The organism is Chitinimonas sp. JJ19, from assembly GCF_036961565.1.
In the GTDB taxonomy this organism is placed as follows: domain Bacteria; phylum Pseudomonadota; class Gammaproteobacteria; order Burkholderiales; family Chitinimonadaceae; genus Chitinimonas.
This window is the reverse complement of the sequence record NZ_JBAMDD010000005.1, coordinates 319,711-345,185: the sequence shown is the minus strand read 5'-3', so window position 1 is coordinate 345,185 and position 25,475 is coordinate 319,711. Positions and strand designations below refer to the sequence as shown.

General features: G+C 61.3%; 16 protein-coding genes. 3 read left to right on the top strand and 13 right to left on the bottom strand.

Annotated elements, in window-relative coordinates; all coding sequences use genetic code 11:
• From V7714_RS08890 to V7714_RS08870, 5 genes are all read right to left on the bottom strand, one after another.
• The coding region (locus V7714_RS08890; protein WP_335709402.1) for a M12 family metallopeptidase at positions 1 to 1,877 on the bottom strand (1,877 nt) is incomplete at its 3' end.
• A gap of 27 nt (positions 1,878 to 1,904) precedes the next feature.
• Positions 1,905 to 3,707, bottom strand: coding sequence for a M4 family metallopeptidase (locus V7714_RS08885; RefSeq protein ID WP_335709401.1), 1,803 nt, complete (start codon positions 3,705 to 3,707; stop codon positions 1,905 to 1,907).
• Positions 3,708 to 3,934: 227 nt separating this feature from the next.
• Complete coding sequence (locus V7714_RS08880; RefSeq protein ID WP_335709400.1) at positions 3,935 to 7,081, bottom strand: collagenase; 3,147 nt, start codon at positions 7,079 to 7,081, stop codon at positions 3,935 to 3,937.
• 631 nt (positions 7,082 to 7,712) lie between these two features.
• Positions 7,713 to 9,590 carry a M12 family metallopeptidase gene (locus tag V7714_RS08875; protein WP_335709399.1) on the bottom strand — a complete coding sequence of 626 codons (1,878 nt, stop codon included), beginning with the start codon at positions 9,588 to 9,590 and terminating at the stop codon, positions 7,713 to 7,715.
• 34 nt (positions 9,591 to 9,624) lie between these two features.
• Complete coding sequence (locus tag V7714_RS08870; protein ID WP_335709398.1) at positions 9,625 to 11,478, bottom strand: M4 family metallopeptidase; 1,854 nt, start codon at positions 11,476 to 11,478, stop codon at positions 9,625 to 9,627.
• Between the two features lie 392 nt (positions 11,479 to 11,870).
• Here V7714_RS08870 and V7714_RS08865 point away from each other — a divergent pair, with 392 nt between their 5' ends.
• Positions 11,871 to 12,377, top strand: coding sequence for a hypothetical protein (locus V7714_RS08865; RefSeq protein ID WP_335709397.1), 507 nt, complete (start codon positions 11,871 to 11,873; stop codon positions 12,375 to 12,377).
• A gap of 66 nt (positions 12,378 to 12,443) precedes the next feature.
• Here V7714_RS08865 and V7714_RS08860 read toward each other — a convergent pair whose 3' ends face one another.
• Together V7714_RS08860 and V7714_RS08855 are read right to left on the bottom strand one after the other, a co-directional pair.
• A complete protein-coding gene (locus tag V7714_RS08860; protein WP_335709396.1) occupies positions 12,444 to 12,893 on the bottom strand; it encodes a GNAT family N-acetyltransferase in 450 nt (149 codons plus the stop codon).
• Between the two features lies 1 nt (position 12,894).
• Positions 12,895 to 13,347: a rhodanese-like domain-containing protein gene (locus tag V7714_RS08855; RefSeq protein ID WP_335709395.1), complete on the bottom strand. Its 453-nt coding sequence runs from the start codon at positions 13,345 to 13,347 to the stop codon at positions 12,895 to 12,897.
• Between the two features lie 94 nt (positions 13,348 to 13,441).
• Between V7714_RS08855 and pdxR the strand changes: the two genes are divergently transcribed.
• Positions 13,442 to 14,887 (top strand): MocR-like pyridoxine biosynthesis transcription factor PdxR, encoded by a 1,446-nt coding sequence (pdxR, locus tag V7714_RS08850; protein ID WP_335709394.1) that lies wholly within the window; start codon positions 13,442 to 13,444, stop codon positions 14,885 to 14,887.
• Positions 14,888 to 15,009: 122 nt separating this feature from the next.
• Here pdxR and V7714_RS08845 read toward each other — a convergent pair whose 3' ends face one another.
• Positions 15,010 to 15,633 carry an OmpW/AlkL family protein gene (locus V7714_RS08845; protein ID WP_335709393.1) on the bottom strand — a complete coding sequence of 208 codons (624 nt, stop codon included), beginning with the start codon at positions 15,631 to 15,633 and terminating at the stop codon, positions 15,010 to 15,012.
• Between the two features lie 256 nt (positions 15,634 to 15,889).
• Between V7714_RS08845 and V7714_RS08840 the strand changes: the two genes are divergently transcribed.
• On the top strand, positions 15,890 to 17,500 hold the full coding sequence (locus V7714_RS08840) for a M64 family metallopeptidase (protein ID WP_335709392.1): 1,611 nt from the start codon (positions 15,890 to 15,892) through the stop codon (positions 17,498 to 17,500).
• 189 nt (positions 17,501 to 17,689) lie between these two features.
• Here the strand turns inward: V7714_RS08840 and V7714_RS08835 are convergent, their stop codons facing one another.
• From V7714_RS08835 to V7714_RS08815, 5 genes are all read right to left on the bottom strand, one after another.
• The gene (locus V7714_RS08835) at positions 17,690 to 19,741 is read right to left on the bottom strand and encodes a DUF262 domain-containing protein (protein WP_335709391.1); all 2,052 of its coding nucleotides are present in this window, start codon (positions 19,739 to 19,741) and stop codon (positions 17,690 to 17,692) included.
• Positions 19,734 to 21,185, bottom strand: coding sequence for a DUF262 domain-containing protein (locus V7714_RS08830; RefSeq protein WP_335709404.1), 1,452 nt, complete (start codon positions 21,183 to 21,185; stop codon positions 19,734 to 19,736). The genes V7714_RS08835 and V7714_RS08830 overlap by 8 nt, the downstream gene beginning before the upstream one ends.
• A gap of 292 nt (positions 21,186 to 21,477) precedes the next feature.
• The gene (locus tag V7714_RS08825; RefSeq protein ID WP_335709390.1) at positions 21,478 to 21,819 is read right to left on the bottom strand and encodes an FKBP-type peptidyl-prolyl cis-trans isomerase; all 342 of its coding nucleotides are present in this window, start codon (positions 21,817 to 21,819) and stop codon (positions 21,478 to 21,480) included.
• 85 nt (positions 21,820 to 21,904) lie between these two features.
• Positions 21,905 to 22,630, bottom strand: a complete 726-nt coding sequence (locus V7714_RS08820; RefSeq protein ID WP_335709389.1) for an AraC family transcriptional regulator — start codon at positions 22,628 to 22,630, stop codon at positions 21,905 to 21,907.
• A 523-nt stretch (positions 22,631 to 23,153) separates the two neighbouring features.
• Positions 23,154 to 25,067 (bottom strand): DNA/RNA non-specific endonuclease, encoded by a 1,914-nt coding sequence (locus V7714_RS08815; protein ID WP_335709388.1) that lies wholly within the window; start codon positions 25,065 to 25,067, stop codon positions 23,154 to 23,156.
• Positions 25,068 to 25,475: the final 408 nt, after the last annotated feature.

Genomic DNA, 25,475 nt, shown 5'->3' with positions numbered 1-25,475 from the left:
AGCAACCAGGTGGCGGCGCCGCTGGATAGCTTCACTGCAGCGCCATCGTTCTCGCTGGCGGCAGCCAGCGGCAGGTTGGCACCGCGCGATACCAGCTGGTAGCCGCTACCGCTGGCGCGGGGGCAGAACTGCTGGTTGGCACCGCCGTGCACCGGCCAGACGATCACTTCGCTACCTGCCAGGGTGGCGCCGTTGGCGACATCCAGGGCCAGGCCGGTGGCGGCGCTGGCGATCACGTAGTAACCCTCGGCATTGCGGGTGAGCTTCCAGCGTTGCTGGCCGGCATCAGGCCACAGCATCATCGGGGCGTTCTGCACATCACCGGCCGGTACCAGCGACTTGCGCTGGCTGCTGCTGGTGATCTGGTACTGGCGCTTGACGTCCAGCACGGTTTCGCAGGCCGGCTTTGGGGTGGTGCCACCGCCGCCATCACCGCCACCGACTTCAGTCCAGTACACCTTCAGCCAGTTGCTGTAGACGAACGGGGTCTGCGGGCTGCAACGGACGGGTTCGCAATAGCTGCCCCAGATCCAGTAGCTGGTGGAGACCTTGCCGTCGATCATTACGGTCATGCTGTAGGTCTTGCCGCCGAAGCTCACCTGGTTGCCGGTGGTGTACTTGGCTGCGCGGTCATACGGCTTGGCCGTGCTGGTACCGCCGCCACCGCCGCCGGTGGTGTCCTTGGCGACCGTGACCTTGACGCTGGCCGTGACTTCCTTGCCCGAGGCCGCAATGGCGCGCAGGGTGATGGTGGCCACGCCCGAGGCCTTGGCCACCGGGGTGATGGTTACGGTGCGCTGGGTGCCGGTGCCGGCTTGCACAACCACACCTGCCGGAGCGACCACAGCGCTGTTGTCGCTGCGGATATCAAAGCGCAGCGACTTCAGGTCGGCATCGCTGCCGGCCAGGGTCAGGCTGAACTGGCCGCTCTTGTCCTGCATGAAGCTGACCGAGCTGGTGCTGGTGGTCATGGTCAGCGGCACGTTGCCGTTCACTGCGGGGTAGAACTTGTTGATGGCGGTGATATCGGCCGCGCTCAACTGGTTACGCTGGCCCATGCGGCTGGGGTCGACCTTGGGGTCCAGCGGCACGATGGTGGGCTTGCCGTTCTTGGAGAAGGCCCAGTTCGGGTAGTGCATCACCGAGTCGATATCGTAGCCGCCGGCCGGGTTGACTTGGTCGGCACGCAGCTTGGTGAACTGGCTGGCCATGCCGTCCTGGATGTTTTCTTCCACCACACGCACGTAGTTGTCGCGGTCAGGGCGCATCTGTTCGTGCATCCAGCCCAGGGCGTGCATGATTTCGTGGGCGACGGTACCGCTACGCTCACAGCCATCACCGATGGAGATCGGCTGTTCCTTGCCTATCATGCCGACATAGGACCAGCAGCCGCCGTCAGACACGAACTTGACGTAGTTGGTCTCGCTGCTGCGCGGAACGAAGCGGATATTGGTGTTGTCGCTGATCAGCTTCATGCCGACGGCAATCGCATCCCGCTTCGCCTTGCTCAGCGAGGGATCGAACGTGTACGGCATGGTGTTGTTGGTCCAGCTGGTGGCGGACTTGTAATGGTTGTCCTTGGCCACGACGCGGCCGGAATCCAGCTTGTCGCCAGCGGCCTTGGGCAGGTCCAGCTTGGGCAGGTTGATGCCGTTGGTCTGCACATCCTTGTGCATGCCCAGCATGATGTCGCCCAGCATGGCGCGGCCATCGATGACCATATAGGTCATGTTCTGGTCGGTGCCACGGATCTTGGCGGTGGCGGTTTCGATGCGGCGCGGGGTGTCCAGCTCAGGGGTGGTGCCGACATCGGCCCAGACAGTGCTGCCCATCATCGCGATGGCGGTGGCCAACAGGGCCAGTTGCGGTTTCTTCATCTGTTATTCCTTGGATACGGCGCGATATCAACGGGCGTAGGCGTAGAGCGACAAGCCAGACACAGCGGCCTTGGCGTCGATCAGCAGATAGGCCTTGCCGGCACGGGGCGACTTGATCAGCACGGTTTCAGCATTGCTGGCGCCGGTCGAGGACGCGTCGAAACTGCTGGTCGAAGCCAGGGCACCCTGCTTGACGTAGAGGTTGGCGTTGCCGCTGCCATTGCCCAGACGCACGGTCAGGAAGCTGGCATTGGCTGGCACATCCACCACATACATCAGCTGGCCGGCAGCATTGGCTTGCAGGTTGCTCACGGTGGCGCCGTTGGCGATCGCAGTGGCGGTGTTACCCGGCTGCGGCGGCACGCTGGCGCAACGCACGCCAACCTTGTCGAAGGCCGAGATCACGTCATTGATGTTGTAACCCTTGTCGCGGGTTGCCGAGATCACGCCACAAGCGCCTTCGTTAAAGGTGCTGTTGGCCTTCCAGTACAGGCGGTTGGCGCCCAGGAACACGTCGAACGCCTTGCGTGCATCCCAGCCGCTGGTGGTGGCCAGCAAGGCGTAGGCCTTGTTGTACACGCCGCTGGAGTGGTGCACGTCCATGCTGTCGTTGTACTTGCTGGCGTGGCCGATGGAAGCACCATCCTGCTCAGGGTTCAGCATGTAGCGCATGGCCTGGCCCTGGCGCTTGTAGATCTCGGCGCCGATCAGCAGCGAGGCCTTGCCCATGTGGTAGAACTCGGCAGCCTGGGCCGACATGTCGGAGAAGGCTTCGTTCATGCCACCCGATTGACGGGCATACACCAGGCCGGAATTCTGCTCGGTCACGCCGTGGCTCACTTCGTGCGCCATCACGCCCAGCGACACCAGCGGATAGAGGCTGCTGCCGCCATCGCCAAAGGTCATGCGCTGGCCGTCCCAGAATGCGTTCTGGTAGTTGTTGCCGTAGTGCACGCGGACGATCAGCTTGTCCTTGAGGGGACGGATGCCGTACCAGTCGCGGAACATGTTGAACACCACGCCGCCGAAGAAATGGCCATCGTTCAGGGGCGAGTAGGCGCCGTTGGCTACGCGCTGGGTGTTGACCGGAATACCGGTGGCCGGGCAGTTGGCCAGCTTGTAGGGGCTGCGCACTTCGGCGGTGCGGTTACCCATGTCATAGGTAGCCACATTGGCGTTGTCGTAGCTGCAGTCGTTGGTGATCTCCATGGCCTTGTATTCCTTGCCATAGTAGTACTGACCCATCTTGGGGTTGCCGCCGGGGCCGTGCGCATCGCGGTGGGCCAGGCCATCCCAGCTCATCAGTACCGCGCCGGTATTGGCGTCGATCATGAAGCTCGGGCTGGCAGGCTTTTCGCCCGGGATATGCAAGGAGGTCAGGTAGACCAGCTGGGCGCGGGACTTTTCATCCAGGCGCACCACCAGTTCCGACTTTTCCAGCTCGACCGCGCTCAGCACATGGCCTTGGCGACGGGCCAGCTGGCGCGTCAGGAAGGCCACTTGCGCCTCCGACAGCACTGGCTTGGCATTGGGCAGATCGGCAGCCAGGCCGCCGATCAGGGTGCCGTCATTGAAGGCTGGCGCATCCGACTGCTTGCCATCCTGACCGACGCTGAACTGGGCGACCGGTGCTGCTTCACCCCAGATGCGCACACCCTGGTGGAACTGCTGGTACTTGCGCTTGATGCTGCCATCTGCGGTGGTCATCTCGACGCTGGTGGGGCGCAGTTCGGCGGCGCTCAGGGCACCCTCGAATTGTACGCCCTGACCCAGTTCGATGCGGGTGGCGGCCTGGCTACCCAGGGCAGCCACGATGGCCATCGTCAACATTGCTTGCCGGCTTGCGCCTGGCGCTCTTCTCTTCATCATGCATTTTGCCTTTGTTGTTTATGCGTTCCAGTCAGGTATGGCTGGGCTGTCCTGGCTCCTTGCCAGGGAGGACGATGCGTTGCGAGGGCAAGCCCTTGCAGACGCACCGTCAGGCGAACATCCGATGCGCTGGATAGTCGCGCTGTACAACAGCGGGCACGCCCCGTCAGGGCCGTACCCGCCTGGACTTAGTTCAGCTTGGCGCTGAGGGAAAGCCCCTTGAAGCTCTGCTTGGCTTGCAACTGGATGTGGTAGTAGGTGCGCCCTTGCGGGTTCTCTATCACCACCTGCTCGTTGTTGCCGGGGTTGCTGGACTTGGCGTCGTGGTCAGTCGGCGACGGCCAGTTGCGGCTCTTCACGAACATGTCGGCATCGCCCTCGCCACCGCTGGTGGTCAGGGTTAGCCTGGTGGTGCCCTGCGGCACATATATCCAGTACCAGGCCGAGTAGTTGCTGCCGATATTGGTACGCACGCAGCCGTCGTTGAGCGAATCCTTGCGCTCGACCGGGCAGGTCGAACCATCGGCCGACAACTTGACCTTGAAGCTCGATTGGCTGCTCAGGGCGCCATCCGAGACCGTCACGGTGACGGTGCTTTCGCCCGTCTTGCCGGCTGCCGGGATGATGCTCAGGGTGCGCTGGCCATCGCTGCCGCCCAGAACCAGGCCGCTGGCGGGGATCAGGCTGCTGTCGCTGGCGACGGCGGTGACCTTGAGCTGGCTGGCGGCGGTTTCCTTATCGGCCACGCTGAAGCGCATGGCGGGTATGGCTTGGCCCAGTTTGGCAGCGACATCCACCAGGCCGCTCAGTTGCGGCGCGGTATTGACGGCACCGGCGGCGATGGTGACCTTGAAGCTGGCCTGGCTGCTGAGCTTGCCGTCCGTGACGGTTACCGTCACGGTGGTTTCGCCGGTCTTGCCGGCAGCCGGGTTAATGGTCAGCGTGCGCTGGCCATCGCTGCCGCCCAAGATCAGGCCGCTGGCGGGGATCAGGTTGCTGTCGCTGGCGACGGCTGTGACCTTGAGCTGGCTGGTGGCGGTTTCCTTGTCGGTCACGCTGAAGCGCATGGCGGGTATGGCCTGGCCCAACTTGGTGCTGACATTGGCAAGGCCACTCAGCTGTGGTGCGGTGTTGCCTGCCACGGCCGCGATCTTGACCTTGAAGCTGCTCTGGCTGCTGAGCTTGCCGTCCGACACGGTCACCGTCACGGTGGCCTCGCCGCTCTTGCCGGCAGCCGGGTTGATGGTCAGCGTGCGCTGGCCATTGCTGCCGCCCAGGATCAGGCCGCCGGCGGGGATCAGGCTGCTGTCGCTGGCGACGGCAGTGACCTTCAGTTCACCGGCAGCGGTTTCCTTGTCGGCCACGATAAAGCTCAGGGCCGGGATGGCTTGGCCGACATTGCTGCTGACATCGCGCAGGCCATTCAGCTGCGGGGCGGTATTGCTGCCGCTGGGGCCGAAGGGCTTGCCACCGACGAATTCGCCGCCGGTGCCGACCGTGGTCAGCCACTGGGCAAACTCGGCATCGTGGCGAGCGCCCATGCTGGCCAGCTTGGTGGTATAGCTGGCGTAGTCGCCGCTGCGGGTGTTGCTCAGCAAGCTCTCCAGATCGGCCCGCTGGCGCTCGTACATGAAGCGCACGGCCAGGTAGCCCCAGCGATAGGCGCGATTGCTGTAATCGGCCATGCTGTAGTTGTTCTTGAAGATGGTGCTCAGCTTGTAGGTGTTCTTGCGGCCTTCGTCGATCGCGGCGCTGTAGTTGTTCTGATAGGACAGATACTCGGCTACGCCCTCACCCCACCAGGTGGTTTCGTACTTGTTGGACTTGCCGAAGTCGCCTTCCAGGTTGTAGCGGGCATCGAGGTAGTGGATGTATTCATGCTGCAGGTTCCACACTTCAAAGGTCGGGCGCTTCCACGAGGCTTCATGGGCGATAAAGCGAGCCTGGTTGCCTGGCTTGGACGGGTTGCCTTCCAGATACATGCCACCGTTGTCGGTGCTGATGCCGAACAGCGTGCCAGCGTAGGTGTTGTAATTGTTGTAGTCGTCGAACACCACCACTTCGAGGCTGGTGTTGTTGTCGTTTGCCACCGGTGGGCTGGCCAGCGGGTCGGTGTTGCCGAAGGTGCCGTAGTGGAACAGCTTCTCTTCCTTGGACAGCACGTCACAGGAGTTGGCCAGCTGCTCGGCTGTCATCTCCTGGGCGCGGATGGTCACCGTGGGGCCGCACTTGTGGGTGATGGGCAGGATGGCAGCCTTCAGGTCTTCCTTATAGTTACAGGTGCCGTAGTAGCTGCAGTTGCTGCCGTCGTAATAGGTTGCGCCATCCACGGCGGCCGCCCAGATGCTGGAGCCGGCGCCCTTGATGGGGTTGTCGGTAATCATGCCGCGCAGCAGGGGCTGTACTTCAGCCTTGCGCTCGGGATACTTGAGGAAACGGGCCAGCTCGCGGGCAGCGTTGGCCAGCATGAACTCGGAACCCGTACCGCGCAGCTTGAACTGGCGACGGTAGAAGTCGTGCAGGACGGTGGCGTAGCTGCCGTCAGTCTTTACCAGCGCCTGGAAATCGGCGTTCTGATGGCCACGGAAGTACACGCTGAAAATGCTGTTGTAGGCGTTGCGGACCGAGTTGTCCTTCAGCTGGGCATCGCCAAAGCTATTCAGCATCTGCTTCATCAGCGGCATGTAGCGGGCGTTTTCTTCCGCGCTGTCAATGAAGATGATGGCCTCGCCCAGGATCTTGCCGTTATCGGGCGAAACCGTGTAGATGGCCTTGTTGCCGAAGAAGGCATCCAGTGCCTTCTGCTGGGCAGCCTTGACGGCCGGGCCGTAAGCGCCCACATCCTTCTCGTGGTAGTACTGCACGTAGTAGCCAGCGCGCAGGAACAGTACAACCTGATGGATGCTGTCCTTGTTGCTGCCGTCGTAACGTGCGCCCAGGCGGCCCAGTTCTTCCAGTGCCGTGATGATCTTGGCTTCGTTGAAGGTGTTGCGGGCATTGCTGCCGGTCAGGCTGAACAGACCATTCACGCAATTGGTGGTGGAAGACTTGATCAGGCTCACCAGGGCGGCGCCCTGAGCGGTGCCGAAGGCCGTGTCATTGCAGTTGGCGTCGGCCATCATGGACTTCAACAGCGGCCGGCGTTCCATCATGCGTGGATCGCTGGTCGGGCTGGGGTCGGTACGGGTGGCCGTGCCGACGACCGCTTCTTGCGGCTCCACCGGCATATTGCTGTGGGCAGGGGCCAGCAGGCTGGCGGCGTTGGCACTGATAAAGCAACTGCTGACTGCGGCGGCCACCAGGGCAAGCGCAGGCTTGGCGTGTTTGAAAGCCATTTTCTCTATTGCATCCTTTGTATACATGTTTGGGAAGACGTCCCCGGCCGACGTCTTTATCGCGTCGTACTCACGGCGTCCTTTGTGCCTGCTCCCTGGGATTGCAGATCTCGTCACCCACGGCATGGTCCGGGCAGGCATCCGGACCCTGTTTGTCTGCAAATTCATGTATGCAAACGGGATTTCGAGGCGCGAATAGCTCGCGCATTGTTATGACGTGAGGTTATACTCACGTATCACCAAGATCATGTCAATGACATTGTCATATTTTGGGACGAACGGTTGCGCCGTTTTGCAAGCTCCGTTTACCCGATCAGGGTTATAGACAAGCTGCAAAGCCAGCATTGACAAGGCTTCCAGCCTGCTCCCCATCTGGCCGTCCGGCCCCGTTGTATATTATTCACACTGATGTTCGCCGCACCGGGCCTGGTGCTGCCGCGAGGCCGCGCTGTTGCCTGCCGTCACCGTTATCCTGTTTTTCTCATCTACGTGCCCCCTGCATATCGAGCGGGCAAAAAAAGGGCCACAGATGTGGCCCAAGGATGCATGAGGAGAAAAAGGGGAGACAAAGGACCCGCCCAGTGGGTTCGCAGAGGAGTACGAACCGGGAGCTGGGCGGGTCCAGACCGCTTTACTGTGCGGTCAGCAGCCAGTTGGATGCAACTGCCGGGGTGACGGCTGCGCCATCTGCCTCGCTAGCGACACCGATACCACGGCCGCTTTGGCGCGATACCAACTGGTAGGCCGAACCGCTGGCCTTGGGGCAGAACTGTTGGCTGGCATTGGCCGATGCATTGGCCACTACCAGTTCGGTGCCCGTGGCTTCCAGCGCCAGCTTGGCGGCGGGGCTGACCAGGCTGTAGAAACCTTCGCCATTGCGTTGCAGCTGCCAGCGCTGGGCACCGCCGTCCTGCCACAGGATGGCAGGTGCGCCGGCTACATCGGCCATGGCAACCAGGGCTTTACGCTGACCGGCTGTGGCAATCTGGTAGCTGCGCTGGGTATCGAGCACGGTGTCGCAAACAGGCTTGGGCTGACCACCGCCGCCACCGCTGTCACCGACCACCGACCAGTAGAAGGTCAGGCCGCCGTAGTTGCCTTGCTTCTCGGCCGAGCAGCTGGCTGGCAGACACATCGAACCGAAGATGTAGTAGTTGGTAACCTTCTGGCCCTTGACGATCACGGTCAGCTCGTAAACCTTGCCCTCGAAGCTGACGCGATCACCGCCACGGTACTTGCCGGCCTTGTCATAAGGCTTTTCGGTACCATTGCCGCCACCATTACCACCGCCGTTGCCGCCGCCACCGTTCGGATCCTTCACTACGGTCAGCTTGAAGGTGGCCTTGGCCTCCTTGCCGCTGGCGGTAATGGCCCGCACGGTCACATTGGCCACACCGTAGGCCTTGGCCACCGGGGTGATGCGCAGGGTGCGCTGGTTGCCCATACCGGTGCCGAACACCACGCCGCTGCTGGTGATCACCGAGCTGTTGTCCGAGGTGGCTTCCAGCTTCAGGCCCTTGAGCTCGGCTTCGCTGCCGGCTACGTCCAGCGTCAGCGAACCGCTCTTGTCCTGGTCCAGTTGCAGTTCCAGGGCCGACAGGGCGATCTTCAGATCCACCGTGCCGCTATCGCCAGGGTAGAACTGCTTCAGCGAGGCCACATCGCCAGGGCTGAGGTCGTTACGCTGACCCAGGCGCTTGGGATCGACGCTGCTGTCCTTGGGCAGGATGGTGGGCTTCTGGTTCTTGCTGAAGGCCCAGGTGGGGTAGTGCATCACCGAGTCGATATCGTAGCTGCCGGTCGAGTCGACCTGGTCGGCGCGCAGCTTGGTGAACTGGCTCTTGAGGGTATCGGAGATATTCTCTTCGAACACTGTCACGTAGTTGTCGCGATCAGGGCGCATATGCTCATGCATCCAACCCAGGGTGTGGATGATTTCATGGGCTACCACACCGGCCTTCTCGCAGCCATCACCGATGGAGATAGGCTGTTCGCCGCCCTTCATGCCGGCATAGGCCCAGCAACCACCGGAGGAGGTGAACTTGGCGTAGTTGGGCTGATTGGTCCGCTCGACGAACTTGATGGCCGTCTTGTCGGTGATCAGCTTCATGCCGGCGATGATGACGTCGCGCTTCTTCTGCGTCAGCACCGGGTCGAAGGTGTAGTACAGGGTGTTGTTGGGCCAGCGGGTGGCGCTCTTGAAGTGGTTGTCCTGGGCAGTGGCGCCGCGTTGCGACGACACCGGCTTGGTCCAGTCACCCACGAACAGCGGCGGAATGCCGGTGCGCTGGATGTCTTCATGGCGGCCCAGGGCAATGTCACCCAGCAGGGCCATGCCGTTGACGACCGTGTAGGTCATCTGGGTATTGGTGCCCTGGATGGTGGCGGTGGCGGTTTGCACGCGGCGCGGCAGTTCCAGTTCGGGGTTGTCGCCAGCGGCGGCAAATGCGCCTGTGCTGAGCAGGGCTGCGGCGACCGAGGCGGCCAGGATGGAGTAGGGAGCTTTCATGTTGGGCTAGTCCGGTTAGGGGTTCTTGACGGCATCAACGGGCGATGGCGATGACCGAGGCGCCAGCAACGGCAGCCGGGGCATCCAGCAACACGTAGTAACGACCGGCCTTGGGCTGCGGTATCACCAGGGCTTCGGCATTGGCGCTACCTTCGGACTTGGCATCGCTGCTGCTCTTGCTGGGCTCGCTGCCGAACTTGGCGTAGAGGTTGGCATTGCCGCTGCCACTACCGGCACGCACGGCCAGGAAGCGGGCGTTGGCCGGCACTTCGATGGTGTAGACCTGCTTGCCGGCAGCGTTGAGGCTGATGCCGGTGACGGCCGTACCGCTCTTCAGTGCAATGGGGCTGCCACCGGTGGGCGGCTCGGGCGGGGTGGTGCCATCGCAGCGCACGCCGACCTTGTCGAAGGCGGCAATCACGTCGGCCGTGTTGTAGGCCTTGTCACGCGCAGCCTGGATCACACCGCAAGCGCCTTCGTTGAAGGTGCTGTTGGCCTTCCAGTACAGGCGGTTGGCGCCCAGGAAGATGTCGAATGCCTTGCGGGCATCCCAGCCGCTGGTGGTGGCCAGGGTGTAGAAGGCCTTGTTGTACACGCCGCTGCTGTAGTGCACGTTGAGCTTGTCGGTGAACTTGCTGGCGTGGCCAATGGACTTGCCATCCTTCTCCGGCTCGGCCATGTAGCGCAGTGCCTTGTCGGCGCCGCCCTTGACGATCTCGCCGCCGATCAGCCAGGTTGGCTTGCCGTACATGTATTGCTCGGACACCATGGCTGCGATATCGGAGAAGGCTTCGTTCATGCCGCCCGACATGCCACGGTAGATCAGGCCGGAGCTCTGGGTGGTCACGCCATGGCTCACTTCGTGGGCCATCACACCCAGCGAGACCAGCGGGTGGAAGCGGGTGGCGCCGTCACCGAAGGTCATGCTGTCGCCGTTCCAGAAGGCATTTTCATAGCCATTGCCGTAGTGCACGCGCACCTTCAGCTTCTGGGTCAGCGGACGGGTGTTGTACCAGTCGCGGTACATATTGAAGATGACATTGCCGAAGTAATGGCCGTCGTTGACTGGCGAGTAGGCGCCGTTGATGGTGCGGTAGTCATTCACCGGGGTGCCGGTGGCCGGGCAGCTGGCCATCTGGTAGGGCGCGGTGATGCTGGCCGTGCCGTTCTTCAGGTCGATGGTGGTGACGTTCTCGCTATCGAAGCGGCAGTCTTGCGTGATGTCCAGGGCCTTGTAGTCCTTGCCATACATGTACTTGCCGACCTTCTCATTGCCGCCGGGGCCATGCGCGTCGCGGTGGGCCAGGCTGTCCCAGCTCATCAGCACGGCGCCGGTATTGGCGTCCAGCATGAAGGTGGGGCTGGTAGGCTCATCGCCAGGGATATGCAGCGAGGCGATGTAGACCAGCTGGGCGCGGCTCTTTTCATCCAGGCGCACCAGCAGCTCGGCTTGTTCCAGTTCGGCGCGGTTGGCCATCAGACCTTGGCGGGCGGCCAGCATGCGCACCAGTTTCTGGATATCGTTCTTGCTCATGCGCGGCTGGGCCGAAGGCAGGTCGGCGGCGATGCCATCGACCACGACACCGGTGCTGAACGTCGGTGTGCTGGAGACCAGGCCATTGCCTTGCTTGGCAAAGTGGGCCACGGGTGCGGTTTCGCCCCAAACCCGTACGCCTTGGTAGTACTGTTGATACTTGATCTTGCGACCGCCGTCGGCGGTAGCCATGCTGTGTTGGGTGGCTCGCAGATCGGCCGAGGCCAAGGCGCCATCGCGTTGTACATTCTGGCCCAGGTCGATACGGGTGGCGGCCTCGCCATGCAGCGCACCGGCTACCGCGAGGGCGAGTAGGGCAATCCGTGTCGCACCCACGCGCTTGTTCTGTGTCATTGAAGCTCTCCTTAGTGGTTTGATGACAGGTGAATAATTGCGGAGCGCACTACAACATCATGCAATCGTCATGTCAGCGCGGCGGCGGCTTAAGTTAGCTTGAAGTGCCGCTTAATGCTGTTGGCATGGTCAATTAAGCTATTGAAAATAAATAAGAATATTAAAAATTTTGCGCGGCCTTGGCTTGCCTGGGCTGCGGCTTTTCGCCTAAAAAAATTGCAGCGAAGACGCATCAGGGCAGGTCTATGGGCAGCGTGGTGATGCTGCTGCCGGGTCGGTATCGGCTGTGGCGGGGTGGTGGCGGCATGGACTGACCGTCGCCCGCCCCACTATATTGGCGAGCCTGGCGAGCGTGGATAGCCAGCGAACAACAACAGACAAGGAGTAGAGGAATGGACGAACAGGACTTGGTCGGCGTATGGCATCTGGTGAGCACTGCCCACATCAATGTGGAACTGGATCTGCCGGATGAGGATGACGACGATAGCGCCGTGGTGGACTGGTTGTACGGCCATAGCCCCGAACTGCTGGCACTGCTGGAAGCCACCGACGGCCTTACCTTGCAGGTACAGGCCGATGGCAGCTTCCGCCAGACCTGCAACGGCGAGCCGGCAGTTGAATGGTTTGGGGCAAACGGCGTGCTGGAGGAAAAAGTGGTGCCCTTTGACGGACGGGTCAACAGCGAGGGCGGCGAGCATTTTCTGCTGGTGCCCGATCTCGATTGGGGTGCACCCGAGGGCGAGCACGAGCAGGCCACCCTGCGCTATGACGACGGCGACACCAAGATATGTGACCGGGTGGCCTTGCAGGGCGCGCAACTGATACGCACGGTATCGGTGGTGACCGACGAGGCCTATGGCGACCGCGTGGTGATGGCTTTCCGGCGGGCAACCAACTGAGCTTCGATGATGAACGCAAGCCATCGCTGGACGGTGACTAGCCCTGCTGGCGTCCCTGATGCCCGCCTATAGCTCCAGGCTGAAGCGGACCTTGCTGCGCTGCTGGGCGCCCAGCCGCAGGTAGAAGCGGATGGCGCCCTGGTTCCAGTCTGGCGTCTGCCACTGCAGCTCCTGGCAGCCCTGGCTACGGCCATGCTGGCAAACCGCTGCCAGCAAGGCTGGGCCCAGGCCCTGGCCGCGCGCATTGGGGCGCAGGTAGAGGCAATCGAGGTGTAGATAGGCTCGGCCGGCCAGGGTGGCGTAATCCAGCGTGGTGCTGGCATAGCCCAGCACTTCGCCGGACTGCTCGGCCAGCCAGGCGTGCAGGCGCGCCTGCTGCAGTGCCGTGGCAAGACGCTGGTCATGGCCCTCTGCCTGATAGGGGATGCGCTCGTAGCGGGCATGTTCTTCGCACAGGCCGGCCAGGCTGGCGGCATCGGCCGCTGTGGCCAGCCGTATGGTCGCCGGGCCCCTCATATCAGCAGCCGCACACAATGGCGGGTGCAAGGCCAGAGAGGCTGCCGGGTTCGGTACCGGTGGCCAGGGGGTGGCCGTCGCGCTGCCAGAAATCCAGGCCACCCAGCATCTCTTTGACCCTGAAACCCAGGCTGGCCATCTTGTAGGCGCCCTTGGTCGAGCCATTGCAGCCTATGCCATCGCAGTAGGTGATATAGGTCTTGCTACGGTCGAGCTGCGCCGTGCTGGAGGCATCCATCAGGCGGTGCGGCAGGCTGATGGCGCCGGGTACATGGCCGGCGGCATAGTGGGCTTCGCTACGGGTGTCGATGACCACGATCTCACTGACGTTGTTGCGCAGGTCCTCGGCCACATCCCAGGCATCGGTGTGGTAGGCCAGCTTGGCCAGCATAAAGCCGGCGGTGTCGGCGGGGGAGGCAGCAGGGAAGGCGAGAACTAGGGAGGTGGCTGGCATGGCGGGTACCTGGTTTGGTTGGTAGGCAAGGCCATTGTAGGCAGGCTTGGCGCTATCATTAAGGCCAATTCCCTTGCTTTGATAAGGCCAATTCATGACGATGCCCAGCCTATGGCTGTCGCTGTTCCGGCAGACCGCCGCACCCGGCACCAGCCTGCGCGAGCAGCTGTGCCGTGCCTTGCGGCAGGCTATTGCCAACGGCACTTTGACACAGCACGCCCGCTTGCCGGCATCGCGGGTGCTGGCGGCCGACCTGGGCCTCTCGCGGGTGACGGTGGAGGCGGCCTATGCCCAGCTGGAAACCGAGGGCTATCTGGGCCGGCATGTCGGCCAGGGTACCTTTGTCCGCATCGCCATGCCCAGGCGGGAAGCGTCGGTGCAGAGCGGCATACCTGCCATTGGCCTGGGCCTGTCGCGCCGGGGCGAGCAGATACGCCGTGGCGGCGGCTGCCAGGATCCACTCCGCCCCCAGGCTTTTTGCGCCGGCAGCCCCGAGCTGCGGGCCTTCCCGGCCGATACCTGGCGGCAGTTGCTCAACCGCCGGCTAAGGCAGGATGGCGAGGCGCTGATGCGCTACGGCGACCCACAGGGGCACCCGGATCTGCGCCGGGCCATTGCCCACTATCTGGGGCAATCTCGCGGGGTGCGCTGCAGTGCCGAACAGGTGCTGGTGCTGACCAGCTCGCAGCAGGCCTTGCAACTGCTGGCCACCATGCTGCTCGATACCGGCGACACCGTCTGGGTGGAAGAACCCGGCTATCGTGGCGCCAAAACCGCGTTTGCGGCGGCAGGGGCCAGTCTGCTGCCCTTGCCGGTGGACCAGGACGGCCTGCAGTTCGACCCGCAGTCGGCAGCGCCCCGGCTGATCTGCCTGACGCCCTCGCACCAGTACCCGCTGGGGGCGACGCTCAGCCTGCCGCGCCGCCTGGGCCTGATTGACTATGCCCGCCAGCACGGCTGCTGGCTGGTGGAGGACGATTACGACAGCGAATTCCATTACGACGGCCACCCCTTGCCGGCCATGCAGGGGCTGGATGCCCAGCAGCGGGTGATCTACCTCGGTACCTTCTCCAAGGTCTTGTTCCCGTCATTGCGCTTGGCCTACCTGGTGCTGCCACCGGCCCTGGTCGAGCCCATGGTGACCGCGCGGACGGTGCAGGACGGCCATTGCACCCAGTTGTCTCAGGCGGTGACAGCCGACTTTATCGAGCAGGGCCATTTTGCCGCCCACCTGCGGCAGATGCGCCAGCTCTATCGCAGCCGGCGCGATACCCTGCAGGCGTTGCTGACCACCCACCTGCCCTGGCTGTCGCCACAAGCCGCCAACGGCGGCCTGCAACTGGCAGCCAGCCTGCCCACGGGATGGGAGCTGCCGCTGAGCCGGCAGGCTACCGCCCTGGGCATCGCCACGCCCAGTTTGTCCAGCCTGTATCTGGGCACACCCAGGCAGGAAGGCTGGCTACTGGGTTATGCGGCACTGACACCGGACGAGATGGCCGGGGCGGTGAAGGTATTGGCGGGCCTGAAGCGGCCGGGGTAGGGGAGGGGCTCAATCAGGGGAGAGCCGCTGCCTGAGTTATCGCAAAGGGTTAGCACCCGGGTTTCCCGGGTGCCACCGCAGTAGGCGGATTCTTGATGCCGCTAGTAATCCCTATCAGGCTCTCAGAAGCGCCAGCCAGCACCCGCGCCGATCAACCAGGGGTCGACCTTGAATTCACCGACCTTGGTGCCGGCCGATTTCACGTCGGTGCGTATCTGTACCTTCTTGATATCGAAATTCAGATAGGTACTGTCGTTCAGCTTGTAGTCCAGGCCAGCTTGCAGAGCCAGGCCCACGCTGTTCTTGCCGATGCTGGGCTGCAAGGCGGCCGCGACGGCGGGGTGGAACTGCACCTGGGAGAAGCGGGTGTAGTTGATGCCAGCGCCAACATAGGGCTTGAGCGCGCCCTGGCTATTGAAGTGGTACTGCAGGGTCAGGGTGGGTGGCAGATGCTTGAGGCTGCCGATGTCTACACCGCCTGAACGTATGGTCTGCTTTTGCGGGTAGGTCAGCACCAGTTCGGCTGCCAGCTCCGGGGTGAAGAAATAGGAGATATCGAATTCTGGTATCACCTTGTTGTTGATGGACAGATCCAGGCCCGTGCTGTCCTTGTTGGCGCTGTCGAGGTTGACGGCGCGCAGGCGTACCAGCCAGGGGCCTTCCTCGGCTTGTGCTGCCATTGGCAGGGCTGCGGTGGCGGCCAGTGCCAGGCTAAGGCCCAAGTGCTTGAGCGTACTGGTTTTCATGGGGAATATCCTTTGCGAGGTTGGTGAGAAATCCTGGCCTGGATTACACCTGAGCCCGGCAAGCACGGTATTGATGCTGATCAAGCTGCTGCCATCCGTCGGAATCCCGGCTTTTTACCCGATTTGCATATACCATCCAGCAGATTTGCATGCTTTTGGTCTCAGCCTGCACAAATCCGTACAATCGTACAAACTCTCCTAAGTTCATGATGCTGCAGCCGATATCCCATCGGCATAATTAGAATAGAGGCGCATCATGAAGCATTCCCTACCCTTTATGCTGGGGCTGGCCCTGGCTGGTCAGGCGGTATACGCGGCGGACGGCTTGCTGCTCCGAGTGAAGCAGAACAACGACAGGGGCAGCAGCGACTACGAGCTGGTCCATGCCCAGACCGGCCAGTTCACCAGCACGCCCAAGCCGGTACAACCCAGTGCATCCGATCTCTATGTGGTGGGACGCGACCGCCAAGGTAGGGAACTGTTTCGTAGCCGGGTAGCCAACCCGGCCACCTTGAATGCCGAATCGTTCAACCCCGAAACCGGGGAGATAGAACACGCCCAGAAGGTCACCCTGCCGCAGACCGTGTTCGAAGTACGGGTGCCGGGCTACAAGACACTGGACCATGTTGAACTGGTGGGTGGGCAGAACACCGAGCTGGGCGATGAGCGCGCCTTTGCTGCTGCCGCTGCCAAGCCCGCCAAGCGCTTCGATCGCAAGCTGCTGGACAAGCTGCTCAATGGCGGCGAACGCATGATGGCCGTACGGGCCCAGGCCAGCTCGGTGCTGCTGCACAATACCGGCCCGTCGAACAACCGCATGGACATCGTGCTGATAGGGGATGGCTATACCAGCGCCGAAATGGGCAAATGGGCCAGCGACGCCCAGAAGGTCGCCAACGGCATGCTGGCCGACCCCCTGTTTGGTGCCAACAAGGCCGGCATGAATATCCGCCGCGTCGATGTGGTCAGCGCCCAATCTGGCGTGGATGAGCCGGACAAGGGCATCTACAAGAACACCGCCCTGGGTGTGCAGATAGGCTGCTGGGGCCTGGACCGCCTGGTCTGTGCCGATGACAACCTGGTGTATTCCAACGTGGGTTCGGTGACCGCCGCCGATGGCCGCGACGTGATCGTGGTGATTGCCAACTCTACCCGCTATGGCGGTGCTGGCGGCAGCATAGCCACCATGACCATGCACACCTCGGCCATTGAGCTGGCGCTGCACGAGATAGGCCACACTGCATTCAAGCTGGCGGACGAGTATGACTACGGCAGCTGCGATACCAGCCGTGAGCCCACCGAAGCCAACGTCACCCTGCAAGGCACGCGTAATGGCGGCAAATGGGGCAGCCTGATTCCATCGAATGTGCAGGTGCCCACGCCGACGGGCGCCTACGCCAACGGCACCCTGGGTCTGTTCCGTGGTGGCCGCTATTGCACCAGCGGCATGTACCGTCCCACCGAGAACTCGCGCATGCGCACCCTGGGCCAGCCCTGGCACGCGGTGAACGAACGCCGAGCTGGTGTGGTGTTTGCCAACTACTACAAGCCCGGCGATGGCACCACGCCAGTGACGGTAACGGGTTCGGTGGCCAACAAGCAATGGGTCAACCTGCCGGCTGCCGGCGCCCATACCAGCAATCTGGGCGGCAACTTCAAGCTGCAGCTGACCGGGCCGGCCAACACCGACTTCGAGCTGGCGCTGTACAAGTGGAATGGCTCCGCCTGGGCGGTGGTGGCGTCGGCCACCGGCCCCACCTCCAGCGAGACCATCAACTATGCCGGTACGGCAGGGCATTACTATTTCGAGGTGAAGTCCTACTCGGGCGCGGGTAACTTCTCGGTTACCTATACCTTCCCCAAGTAGGTTGAAGTCTGGCCTGAAATGCCCCCGGTTTAGGCCGGGGGCAGGCTCATCCGTGTGTAGGTAGGCCAGACCAAACAGCGGGCGCTATAAAATCCGATGCTATTTGGTGTGATGGGTTGTGCGCATGTCTAGCCGCTTTACATTCAATCGTCGTAATCATGTTGTTTGCCTGCTATCGGGAACCGACTCTTAAAGTTCCTCCATCTTTGCTGCCGCATCTGCCAGCACCTTCAGCATTTCGACCTGATGCGCTGCAATCTCGGATTCCCGCCAGTGGCCTTCCTTTTCCATCAACCGAATCATCGAGAGTAGTTTGAGGCTATCAATTTGGTTGTTGGCAAGGCTCGCCTTGAAGTGCTCTTGTTTCTGTGTGGGTTGGAAGTTACTCAGGCGCGAGTTCTTGCTGTGGCTGATGAGGCAAAGGTTGCCAAACGAATGGAGCGCACTCTCCTCGACAGTTTTATAGCCATCCATGGGATGCTGGGGTGAGAAGTGTTCCACCGAACTGCGGAACGTGAACTCAAAGGAGCCGACTACTTTGTCGCTAGAACGATCTCGCACCCACAGCAGATAGTCGAGGAAGTTGAACACAAAGTTGTTCTCGATATGGCCAAAACGCAGTTTGGTTTTAATCAACTCATGCCAGTGCTCATCAACCTCGACTCCGGGCAAAAGAGAGTTATCACCGTAGAGCATCTGGTAATAGGAAGCACCTCCACTCGGCGACAGAAAGCGCTGGAAGACAAAGCGGCGAGCCTGACTCTCCAGGTAGGCAAGATAAGCCCCTCTCTCCACCGGTTGCTCAGGGCGGCAGTTGTCGAACAGATAACGCAGAGCACCGTTTAGCCAGTGCTTGTAAACCAGTGTTGAGGTCGACACATGAAACGCCGACAGCAGCATCAGGATCCGCCGGTTCATTCCATCAAATCCATCCTCGCTCTCATCGAAGGCATTGATGTAGCTGACGCTTTCTTTTGAGTACCAGTGCAACCGCTTCAGACTCCAGCCATCTTTTCCATCGGCAAACTCTCGCTTGATGATGAACTGATCAAACAGATACTTGCTCTTTAACAGGCCATAGATAAAGCGCTGGACTGCCGTAACTGGATCCGACTGCCTTATCACCCGCAGCTCAAACTGATCGATCAGCTGCTTGTCATCGAGCGGCACGCCTTCTGTGTTGTCAGGGTCACGGCTGACAAGTCTCAGCACATGGAGCAGGAAGTTGGAAAAGTTGATGACGCTGTGAAAGCGCTCCGAGCCAGCACTTTCCTCCTCCACTTGCTGGTCTACATTGAGTTTGTCATCCTGCAAAATGGCCAACAGCGTGCGCCCGTGGCTGCCGACAGTCAGACCATCACCAGTGTCATCCGACGATTTGGTGCTGTAAGAGGGAGCGAGCAGATTGAGCAGGTGGGAAAAATCCTGTGGGGAAAACTGTCCCCAGTCATTCTGGCCGAACAGGAGGTGACGCTCATCCGGGGTAAAGCCGTACTGGATATAGCGTTCCATATTGGCGCAGGCATCCCATACACGAGTCAGTACATGGATGCTTTGGCGACGAGTCACCTCCTCGGGGATCTGGTTCAGCGTCTCCATCAACCGCGCCTTGATCACCTCGTGCTTTTCCAGCTGTTCGCCGCGATTGTTCATCGCCTCGAAGAAGTGGTTGAGATCGGTATCTTTGGGCACCTCGATGCGAGTGATCTGCACATGCTTTAAGAGGTAGTCACTAAAGGTCGTCAATCTGGCAGCAGCTAGACCAAGCTCAGCCAGTGCCCTGCCGATCAGTTCAAACCCATTCACCAACCCTTCGTTAAAGGTACTTTCCCTCAAATCGTGGGGAGCAACGCCCTGCCATAAGCGCTCGAAGGTGTGACTCGATACCGGGCGGCTTTCGAAAGTCAGGTTGATAGCGCTATACCAACTCATATCCACCGCCCCTTTACCCTGATGCTTCAGCCAATTGGCCAGCAGAGAGAGGGTAGTCAAGCGCTGCTGGCCATCGATCACCTCGAAGCTGCCGTCTCCTCGGGCAAACACGACCAGCGTGCCGATATAGTAAGTCTGGTGCTTGCCTTCGCTGTTTAGCTTGTCCTGATAATCGAGAACATCCTGCAGCAACTGGGTGATCTCCCCCTCACCCCAGGCATAATTGCGCTGGTACATGGGCACCAGATAGCGGGCGCTGTCTTCCAGCAGAGCGCGAATAGAAAAAGAGCTAACGCCTGCGTCACTCATAATATTTCATCTCCCGAAACAGCTCGACTAGCTCATCTTCGGTGCCATTGTGATTGTTCTTGTTCTCCTGTTTGCTCATGCTTGGCAAAGTGCAACCATGCAGATCTCCCGGCAGGCGTGCATCGCGAATGGCGCGGATCAGATTGTGCTCCAGCACGTAGTTATCCATGGTTGCCAGTTGTACCGCCCGTTGGCGAATGCGGCAGCGATAAGCCCAGATAAAGCACTTCTCGATGGCCAGCGAGAGTCCCTGACTGCCGAACTTGTCAATATAGAAGATCAGTGCGCAATCGAACATGGCCCGTACATAGCGATCCCCTGTGCGGTGACGACGCTCGTAGCTGCCCAAGGTTCTGAGCACTTTACTTGCCTGCAGGGTCAGTGCTTCACCGAGCAGCGTGGCCGCTTGCCCACGGGCGGAGTCAGATTCCTCGGACACGATGGCGGCCACCCGCTTCTGGTAATACTCGGCCATCTCGAAAAAACGCCGGCCATTGATAATCATCTGGTCGAGATGAAACGGAAACGCCATGCACTGGCCGTCAATCTTGCGCTGATACTGGCTGTTGTACTCGTCGACAAAGTGGTGGGCGATGCGCAGTGCCTCCACGTAGGGAAAGTGGCCGACCTGGTCGAGATTAACCCCCTTGAAGAGATCCACCTCACTTTTGCCAAAGTAGCGCGCCGACTTGCCCTCGGCCCATTGCCGCACCCGATAGAGATAGTGGGCAAACAGGTTGGCCAGCTCGTCGCTGGGCAGACGTTCCCAATGTGCGACCGCCTCGGCTTTGAGGCTGGCCTCATGCTCGGCAAACTCCCGCAGGTGAAACGCCTTGAGCAGATCGTGGGGCGCCAAATCGCGCCCTCGGGCGTTTTGCGAATCGAAGAACTGAAACGCCTCCGAGATATCCTGGAGCACAAAGCAGACCACCTGACAACGGTTTAGCAGAAAGTCGATCTGCTGCTCGTCAAACTCGGGGCGGGCCACTAGCCGGCGCAGCTCCAGATAGTTGCGCCTGAGGTTCAGTTCTGAATCCCGGCTTGGGAAACATTGGCGTGCCATAAAGGCGTCGATGGGCGTCCTTAATGCCGCCAGCTGCTGCCGCAGATCCTGGCGTTGGAATCGGGTTGCTTTGTCCTTACCGCTACGACTTTCGTCATCCAGTACCTCAATCAGCGCCTTGACAGTCAACATCAGGGTCAGCGTGCGTTGCTGACCATCGACGATATCGAGCGTTTCGCCCCGCTTGGTATCGGTGTGCTGATGAAACACCACAGAGCCCAGCCGGTAGGCGCTCTTTTCCTGACGGGTTGCCAGATCACTAAATAGATCCGCGATGTTTTTGGCGCTCCAGCGGTAGGGGCGTTGATAACCGGGGATGGCAAGCTGCGTGATAGCCAACAACTGGCTCACTGATTGCACCTGATTATTGAGGCTCTTCATCACGCATCCTTGGGTAGGTCGGCGACTGACTTCGGGGATAGTCGACCCACTGTAGAAAACAGAATCTCGATTGGGGGATGGTGTGATGGCATAAAAACTCAACTCTCAATGCCATTTGGCACAATTGGGAGACCGCATTGAATCGTTCCTGATGTGAATGCCCCCCAAAAAGTTGGACGGTCACGATTCCGCCAATCCGCTGTCTCTGAAAGTGCGGTGATGATCACATCCAATCAGCAGAGCGATCACGAGCGATCAGATTCCGCAGCTGCACCTGCCAATGTGCAGCGCTTCAATCATCCCGTGTCAGTACTTCCAGCAGCTCGATCTCGAAGATCAGGTTGGAATTAGGCTTGATATGGGCGCCGATCTGGCGCTCGCCATAGCCCAGGTGGGCTGGCACCAGCAGCTTGCGCTTGCCGCCTACCTTCATGCCCATCAGGCCCAGATCCCAACCCTTGATGACGCGGCCGCTGCCGATGACGCATTGGAAGGGCTTGCCCTTGTCGTAGGAGGAGTCGAACTGGGTGCCGTCCTCCAGATAGCCACGGTACTGCGTGGTGATCAGGGCGCCTTTGACGACCGCCTTGCCCTCGCCCAGTTGTATATCGATGATCTGTAGTTCCGTGCTCATGCCTGCGCTCCGTTGAAATACCGTGCAGCCGGCGTTGTCGCAGGATTTGGCAGCCGGTGCAAGGGGGCGTAGGTACAGCAGGGCACTAGCGGGGCCAGTGTGGTTCCCACGGCACCAGGGTGGATTGCGGCTGGGTCTGCAGCCATTTGCGGTAGCTGGAGGGATTGGTGCCGATTACACGCTGGAACTGCCGGCTTAGCAGGCTGTGGTCATAGAAGCCGCATTGCAGGGCAATCTGGCTGAGCGGTGCGTCGTCGCGGCGGAGCAGGGCGCAGGCGGCGCGGATGCGGCTGCGCAGTATCAGGTCGGCCGGGCTGATGCCGTAGATCTTGCGGATACGGGCGGAAAACAGGCTGCTGCTAAGGCCTGCCTGCTCGGCTAGGTCGGCAATCTGCAGCTTGTCTTCGAAGTGGATGACCATGCGATCCACGGCATTGGCCAGTTGCTCGTTGATCAGGCCGTTGCGCGAGATTTCCGGCAGATCGCGTGACAGGCACAGGATGCCAGCCAGCTCGCCGGTAGTGACATAGAGCGGGTACTTATGCGTTATGCACCAGCCGGTTTCGCCATCGGCATAGAGGGTCGGGTCGAGCTGATCGAAGATGGGCAGCTGCCGCTTGATCAGCCATTGATCCTGCTGGTTGTAGCGTGCGGCCATGGGGCCGGGCCAGATTTCCGCCGCTGTGTGGCCACGTATGTCTTCCGGCCGGCGGGCCTTTACCCGCTGCATCACCGATTGGTTGAAGGAGACGTAACGTCCGGCGGCATCCTTGACGATGTAGGCAAAGCCCGGCACGCCGTCGAACAGCATGGCGGTCTGCGCCGCCCCGTGCAGATGCGCGGCCTGCCACCCCTGTTCATCCCGCCTGTGATCAAGTTGATTTGCTATGTGCGGCTGCCACGCCATGATGCATCCTCTGGATACGCAGCTGCGTTTACCCGAAAAGGGTTATATATAGCACGCTGTATTGCGAAAGGATGGGTCAAGCCCCATGTGAAAAAGACACATGCGTTCTGGATCAACACAGTTGTTATAGAACGTGGGGATGTGGGACGACAGCAGCTTGTGCTGTTTGGACAGTGCAGCAGGCCGCAGGGTCAGGCGAGGGTGGGGGTGCAATCAGGGCGTGCCTCAGGCTTAGGGCGGCACACCAAGCTCAGCGTGGCCGTATTGGCAAGGTGCATGCAGCGGGCAGTACGTGGGTATGGCCAGCTGGCACAACTACGCCAGCAGGGTTTTGTCGGCGGCGCCCAGACTGTGCGGGCATCCAGCGCCAGGGTTACCCTGGCGCTGTCCATCACACCCGTCAATGACCTCTGTTCATACCGGGCGCTCAGATTTCGAAGAAGCGGCCTGCCTCCACCAGCCGGGCACTGACGCTGCCCAGGCCCTGCGGCGTGGCAGCGTCGTAGCGCTTGATGGCGGCGTCAAACTTGAAACCGCAGCGGGCTTCCACGGTGGCCAGGGGTACCTGGTACCAGCGGAACATCTCCAGCTCCAGTGCCTCGGGCTTGAGCTTGCCCAGCAAATCCTTCTGGCTGAGGATAAAGGCCCTGGCCTTGTGGCTGCCATCGGCGTCGTCGGTAAAGAACACCACCTTCCAGAATTCGTCGGGTAGCCGGGTGCCGCGATAAGGGCGGTCGTCCTCGTCCAGTATCGGGCCACCCCAAAGACTGACCTTCAGGTCCTTGACCACCACCTCGTCCAGGATGGCGTCCTCCAGCTCACCCCACTTGCCCTTGAGCGAGGCCTGGTTGAAGGCCTTGTGCTGGGGGGTCATATTGCTGAAATAGAAGCTGTCGAGATTGGCCTGCTGGGCTTCTTCCATACTCCCCCAGACCAGGTCGTCCCGGCGGGCCACATGGCCCCGGTCCAGATCGTTGCTGGCATAGAGCTCGTCTCCCAGCTGATAGTCCTCCAGCTCGCCACGGGTGTCCTTGCTGAAGGCAATACCCTTGCGGCTCAGTGATTTCTTGCTGTTGCCATCGATATTCCAGGCCACACAGCGGGCCAGCTTGCGCGATTTGGACAGCCAGACACTGTAGTGGCAGTAGTCGATGCGGTCCGTGCCATCCAGCCCGATCAGGTCTTTGGCTAGCTTGCCGCTGAAGGTAGGCAGGGCTACCTCAAAGTCCAGGAAGCCCGTCTGGAAGCCGGTCTGCAACAGAGACTTGCCGGCCTTGGGCGGCTTGCCCGGCTTGGTGCGGGCGGTCTTGTCCAGCGGTGTAATCTCCAGCTTCTGGAACACGGCCTGGGCGCTGCAGGCCAGGGCGAATTCGCCGTCGCTGCCCTGCACATCGCCACCAAAATGCAGGCCCAGCATGACCGAGGTCGGCTTGCCGGTCTTGGGGTTGGCAGCCAACCAGGCTGCGCCCGAGTCGCCCCCCTTGGAAATCTCGTCGCCATCGGCCGGGTGGGCGGCAGACGGGCCGATCTCAAAGCCGGAGATATTGACGATGCCCATGCCCTCGTAGGGCATCTTGACCAGGGTTTCGATGCGAGTCACCTCGCCATAGGTGACCCCCGTGGTACGCCCCGACTTGACCACCAGATCGCCCAGTTCGGGCTTGCCTATGCTCTCTATGGCCACACCCAGCTCCAGCACCGTGGTGTCGACCTTGCGCCCGGCCAGCGAAGCCACAGCACAATCGCCGGCCAGCCCCAGGTGCGAGCGCCGGAGCACGCCCAGCTTGTTGCGTTGCACCTGGCTATCGTCAAAGGGGCCGGGCTGGACGATGGTGTCGCCTTCCTTGCCGGTGGCGCCGCATAGCACATGCCAGTTCGACAGCAGTAGCACTTCCCCGCTGGCGGCATCCTGCACTACGGCGCCCAGGGTGCCGGCGCTGAGGTCGACATGGGAGATGCTGACGCCGCCCAGTACCGGATCCACGCGCGACTTGCGGGGGGACTTGGCCTCCAGCGCCACCTGGATATAGGACGGCTTGTAGCTGCGCTGTATTACATCGGTAGGGATGGCCATGCCCTCGAACTCATAGCTGGCGGGTATGGGCGCGCCATGCACGGCCTCCAGCGATTCCAGCGCCACCTTGCGCTCGACGGTGAACTGCAAGGCCAGGGTCCTGCCCGGCTTGCCGGCTTCTTCCTTGTAGCCTATGCCCAGGCTGGTGACGTTGCGGTGCTCCAGCATCTGCTCGCCCTTGGCCCGGATAAAGCGCTTGATGCGCTCTACCTCGGAGCCTTGGGGGCTGGCGGGCTTAGCCTTGCCGGTGGCGGTTTTGCGGGCCATGTTTTCCTGTCTCCTGGATACGATCAATGTTGGGCCGCTGCACTGGCGGCCGTGATGAGTGATTAGCAGTCTTAGCAGCATAGAGCAGCTAACAAAACCCTTCTGGCGTTGTTGTGCGAGCTTGCCGTACCCACGTACTGTCTGCGCACGCACGCCTAGCCAGAACCGCTACGCTGGGTTTTGTTAGCTGCTCTTCGCGCCTTGAATGAAAGGCGGCGCGTGTGGCCTATGCAAGCCGCCTAGTGTTCCGCACCACGCGGCTTGCCGCTTCCCCCATATGGATGATTTTTTCCGGTTTGCTGTTTTCTATGCTCCAGCAAACAACACAGACCCGGCTGTGTTGGCGCAATCAGGCGCATGGGCAGCGTGCGCCTTGCCGGGGCCGGTTTTCCGATGAATCTTCAGCTG

What these genes read in the sequence shown, in the direction of transcription:
- V7714_RS08885 (WP_335709401.1), bottom strand. Translation starts at nt 3,707, where the DNA reads ATGTTGACGATGGCCATCGTGGCTGCCCTGGGTAGCCAGGCCGCCACC.
- V7714_RS08880 (WP_335709400.1), bottom strand. Translation starts at nt 7,081, where the DNA reads ATGGCTTTCAAACACGCCAAGCCTGCGCTTGCCCTGGTGGCCGCCGCA.
- V7714_RS08875 (WP_335709399.1), bottom strand. Translation starts at nt 9,590, where the DNA reads ATGAAAGCTCCCTACTCCATCCTGGCCGCCTCGGTCGCCGCAGCCCTG.
- V7714_RS08870 (WP_335709398.1), bottom strand. Translation starts at nt 11,478, where the DNA reads ATGACACAGAACAAGCGCGTGGGTGCGACACGGATTGCCCTACTCGCC.
- V7714_RS08865 (WP_335709397.1), top strand. Translation starts at nt 11,871, where the DNA reads ATGGACGAACAGGACTTGGTCGGCGTATGGCATCTGGTGAGCACTGCC.
- V7714_RS08860 (WP_335709396.1), bottom strand. Translation starts at nt 12,893, where the DNA reads ATGAGGGGCCCGGCGACCATACGGCTGGCCACAGCGGCCGATGCCGCC.
- V7714_RS08855 (WP_335709395.1), bottom strand. Translation starts at nt 13,347, where the DNA reads ATGCCAGCCACCTCCCTAGTTCTCGCCTTCCCTGCTGCCTCCCCCGCC.
- pdxR (WP_335709394.1), top strand. Translation starts at nt 13,442, where the DNA reads ATGACGATGCCCAGCCTATGGCTGTCGCTGTTCCGGCAGACCGCCGCA.
- V7714_RS08845 (WP_335709393.1), bottom strand. Translation starts at nt 15,633, where the DNA reads ATGAAAACCAGTACGCTCAAGCACTTGGGCCTTAGCCTGGCACTGGCC.
- V7714_RS08840 (WP_335709392.1), top strand. Translation starts at nt 15,890, where the DNA reads ATGAAGCATTCCCTACCCTTTATGCTGGGGCTGGCCCTGGCTGGTCAG.
- V7714_RS08835 (WP_335709391.1), bottom strand. Translation starts at nt 19,741, where the DNA reads ATGAGTGACGCAGGCGTTAGCTCTTTTTCTATTCGCGCTCTGCTGGAA.
- V7714_RS08830 (WP_335709404.1), bottom strand. Translation starts at nt 21,185, where the DNA reads ATGAAGAGCCTCAATAATCAGGTGCAATCAGTGAGCCAGTTGTTGGCT.
- V7714_RS08825 (WP_335709390.1), bottom strand. Translation starts at nt 21,819, where the DNA reads ATGAGCACGGAACTACAGATCATCGATATACAACTGGGCGAGGGCAAG.
- V7714_RS08820 (WP_335709389.1), bottom strand. Translation starts at nt 22,630, where the DNA reads ATGCTGTTCGACGGCGTGCCGGGCTTTGCCTACATCGTCAAGGATGCC.
- V7714_RS08815 (WP_335709388.1), bottom strand. Translation starts at nt 25,067, where the DNA reads ATGGCCCGCAAAACCGCCACCGGCAAGGCTAAGCCCGCCAGCCCCCAA.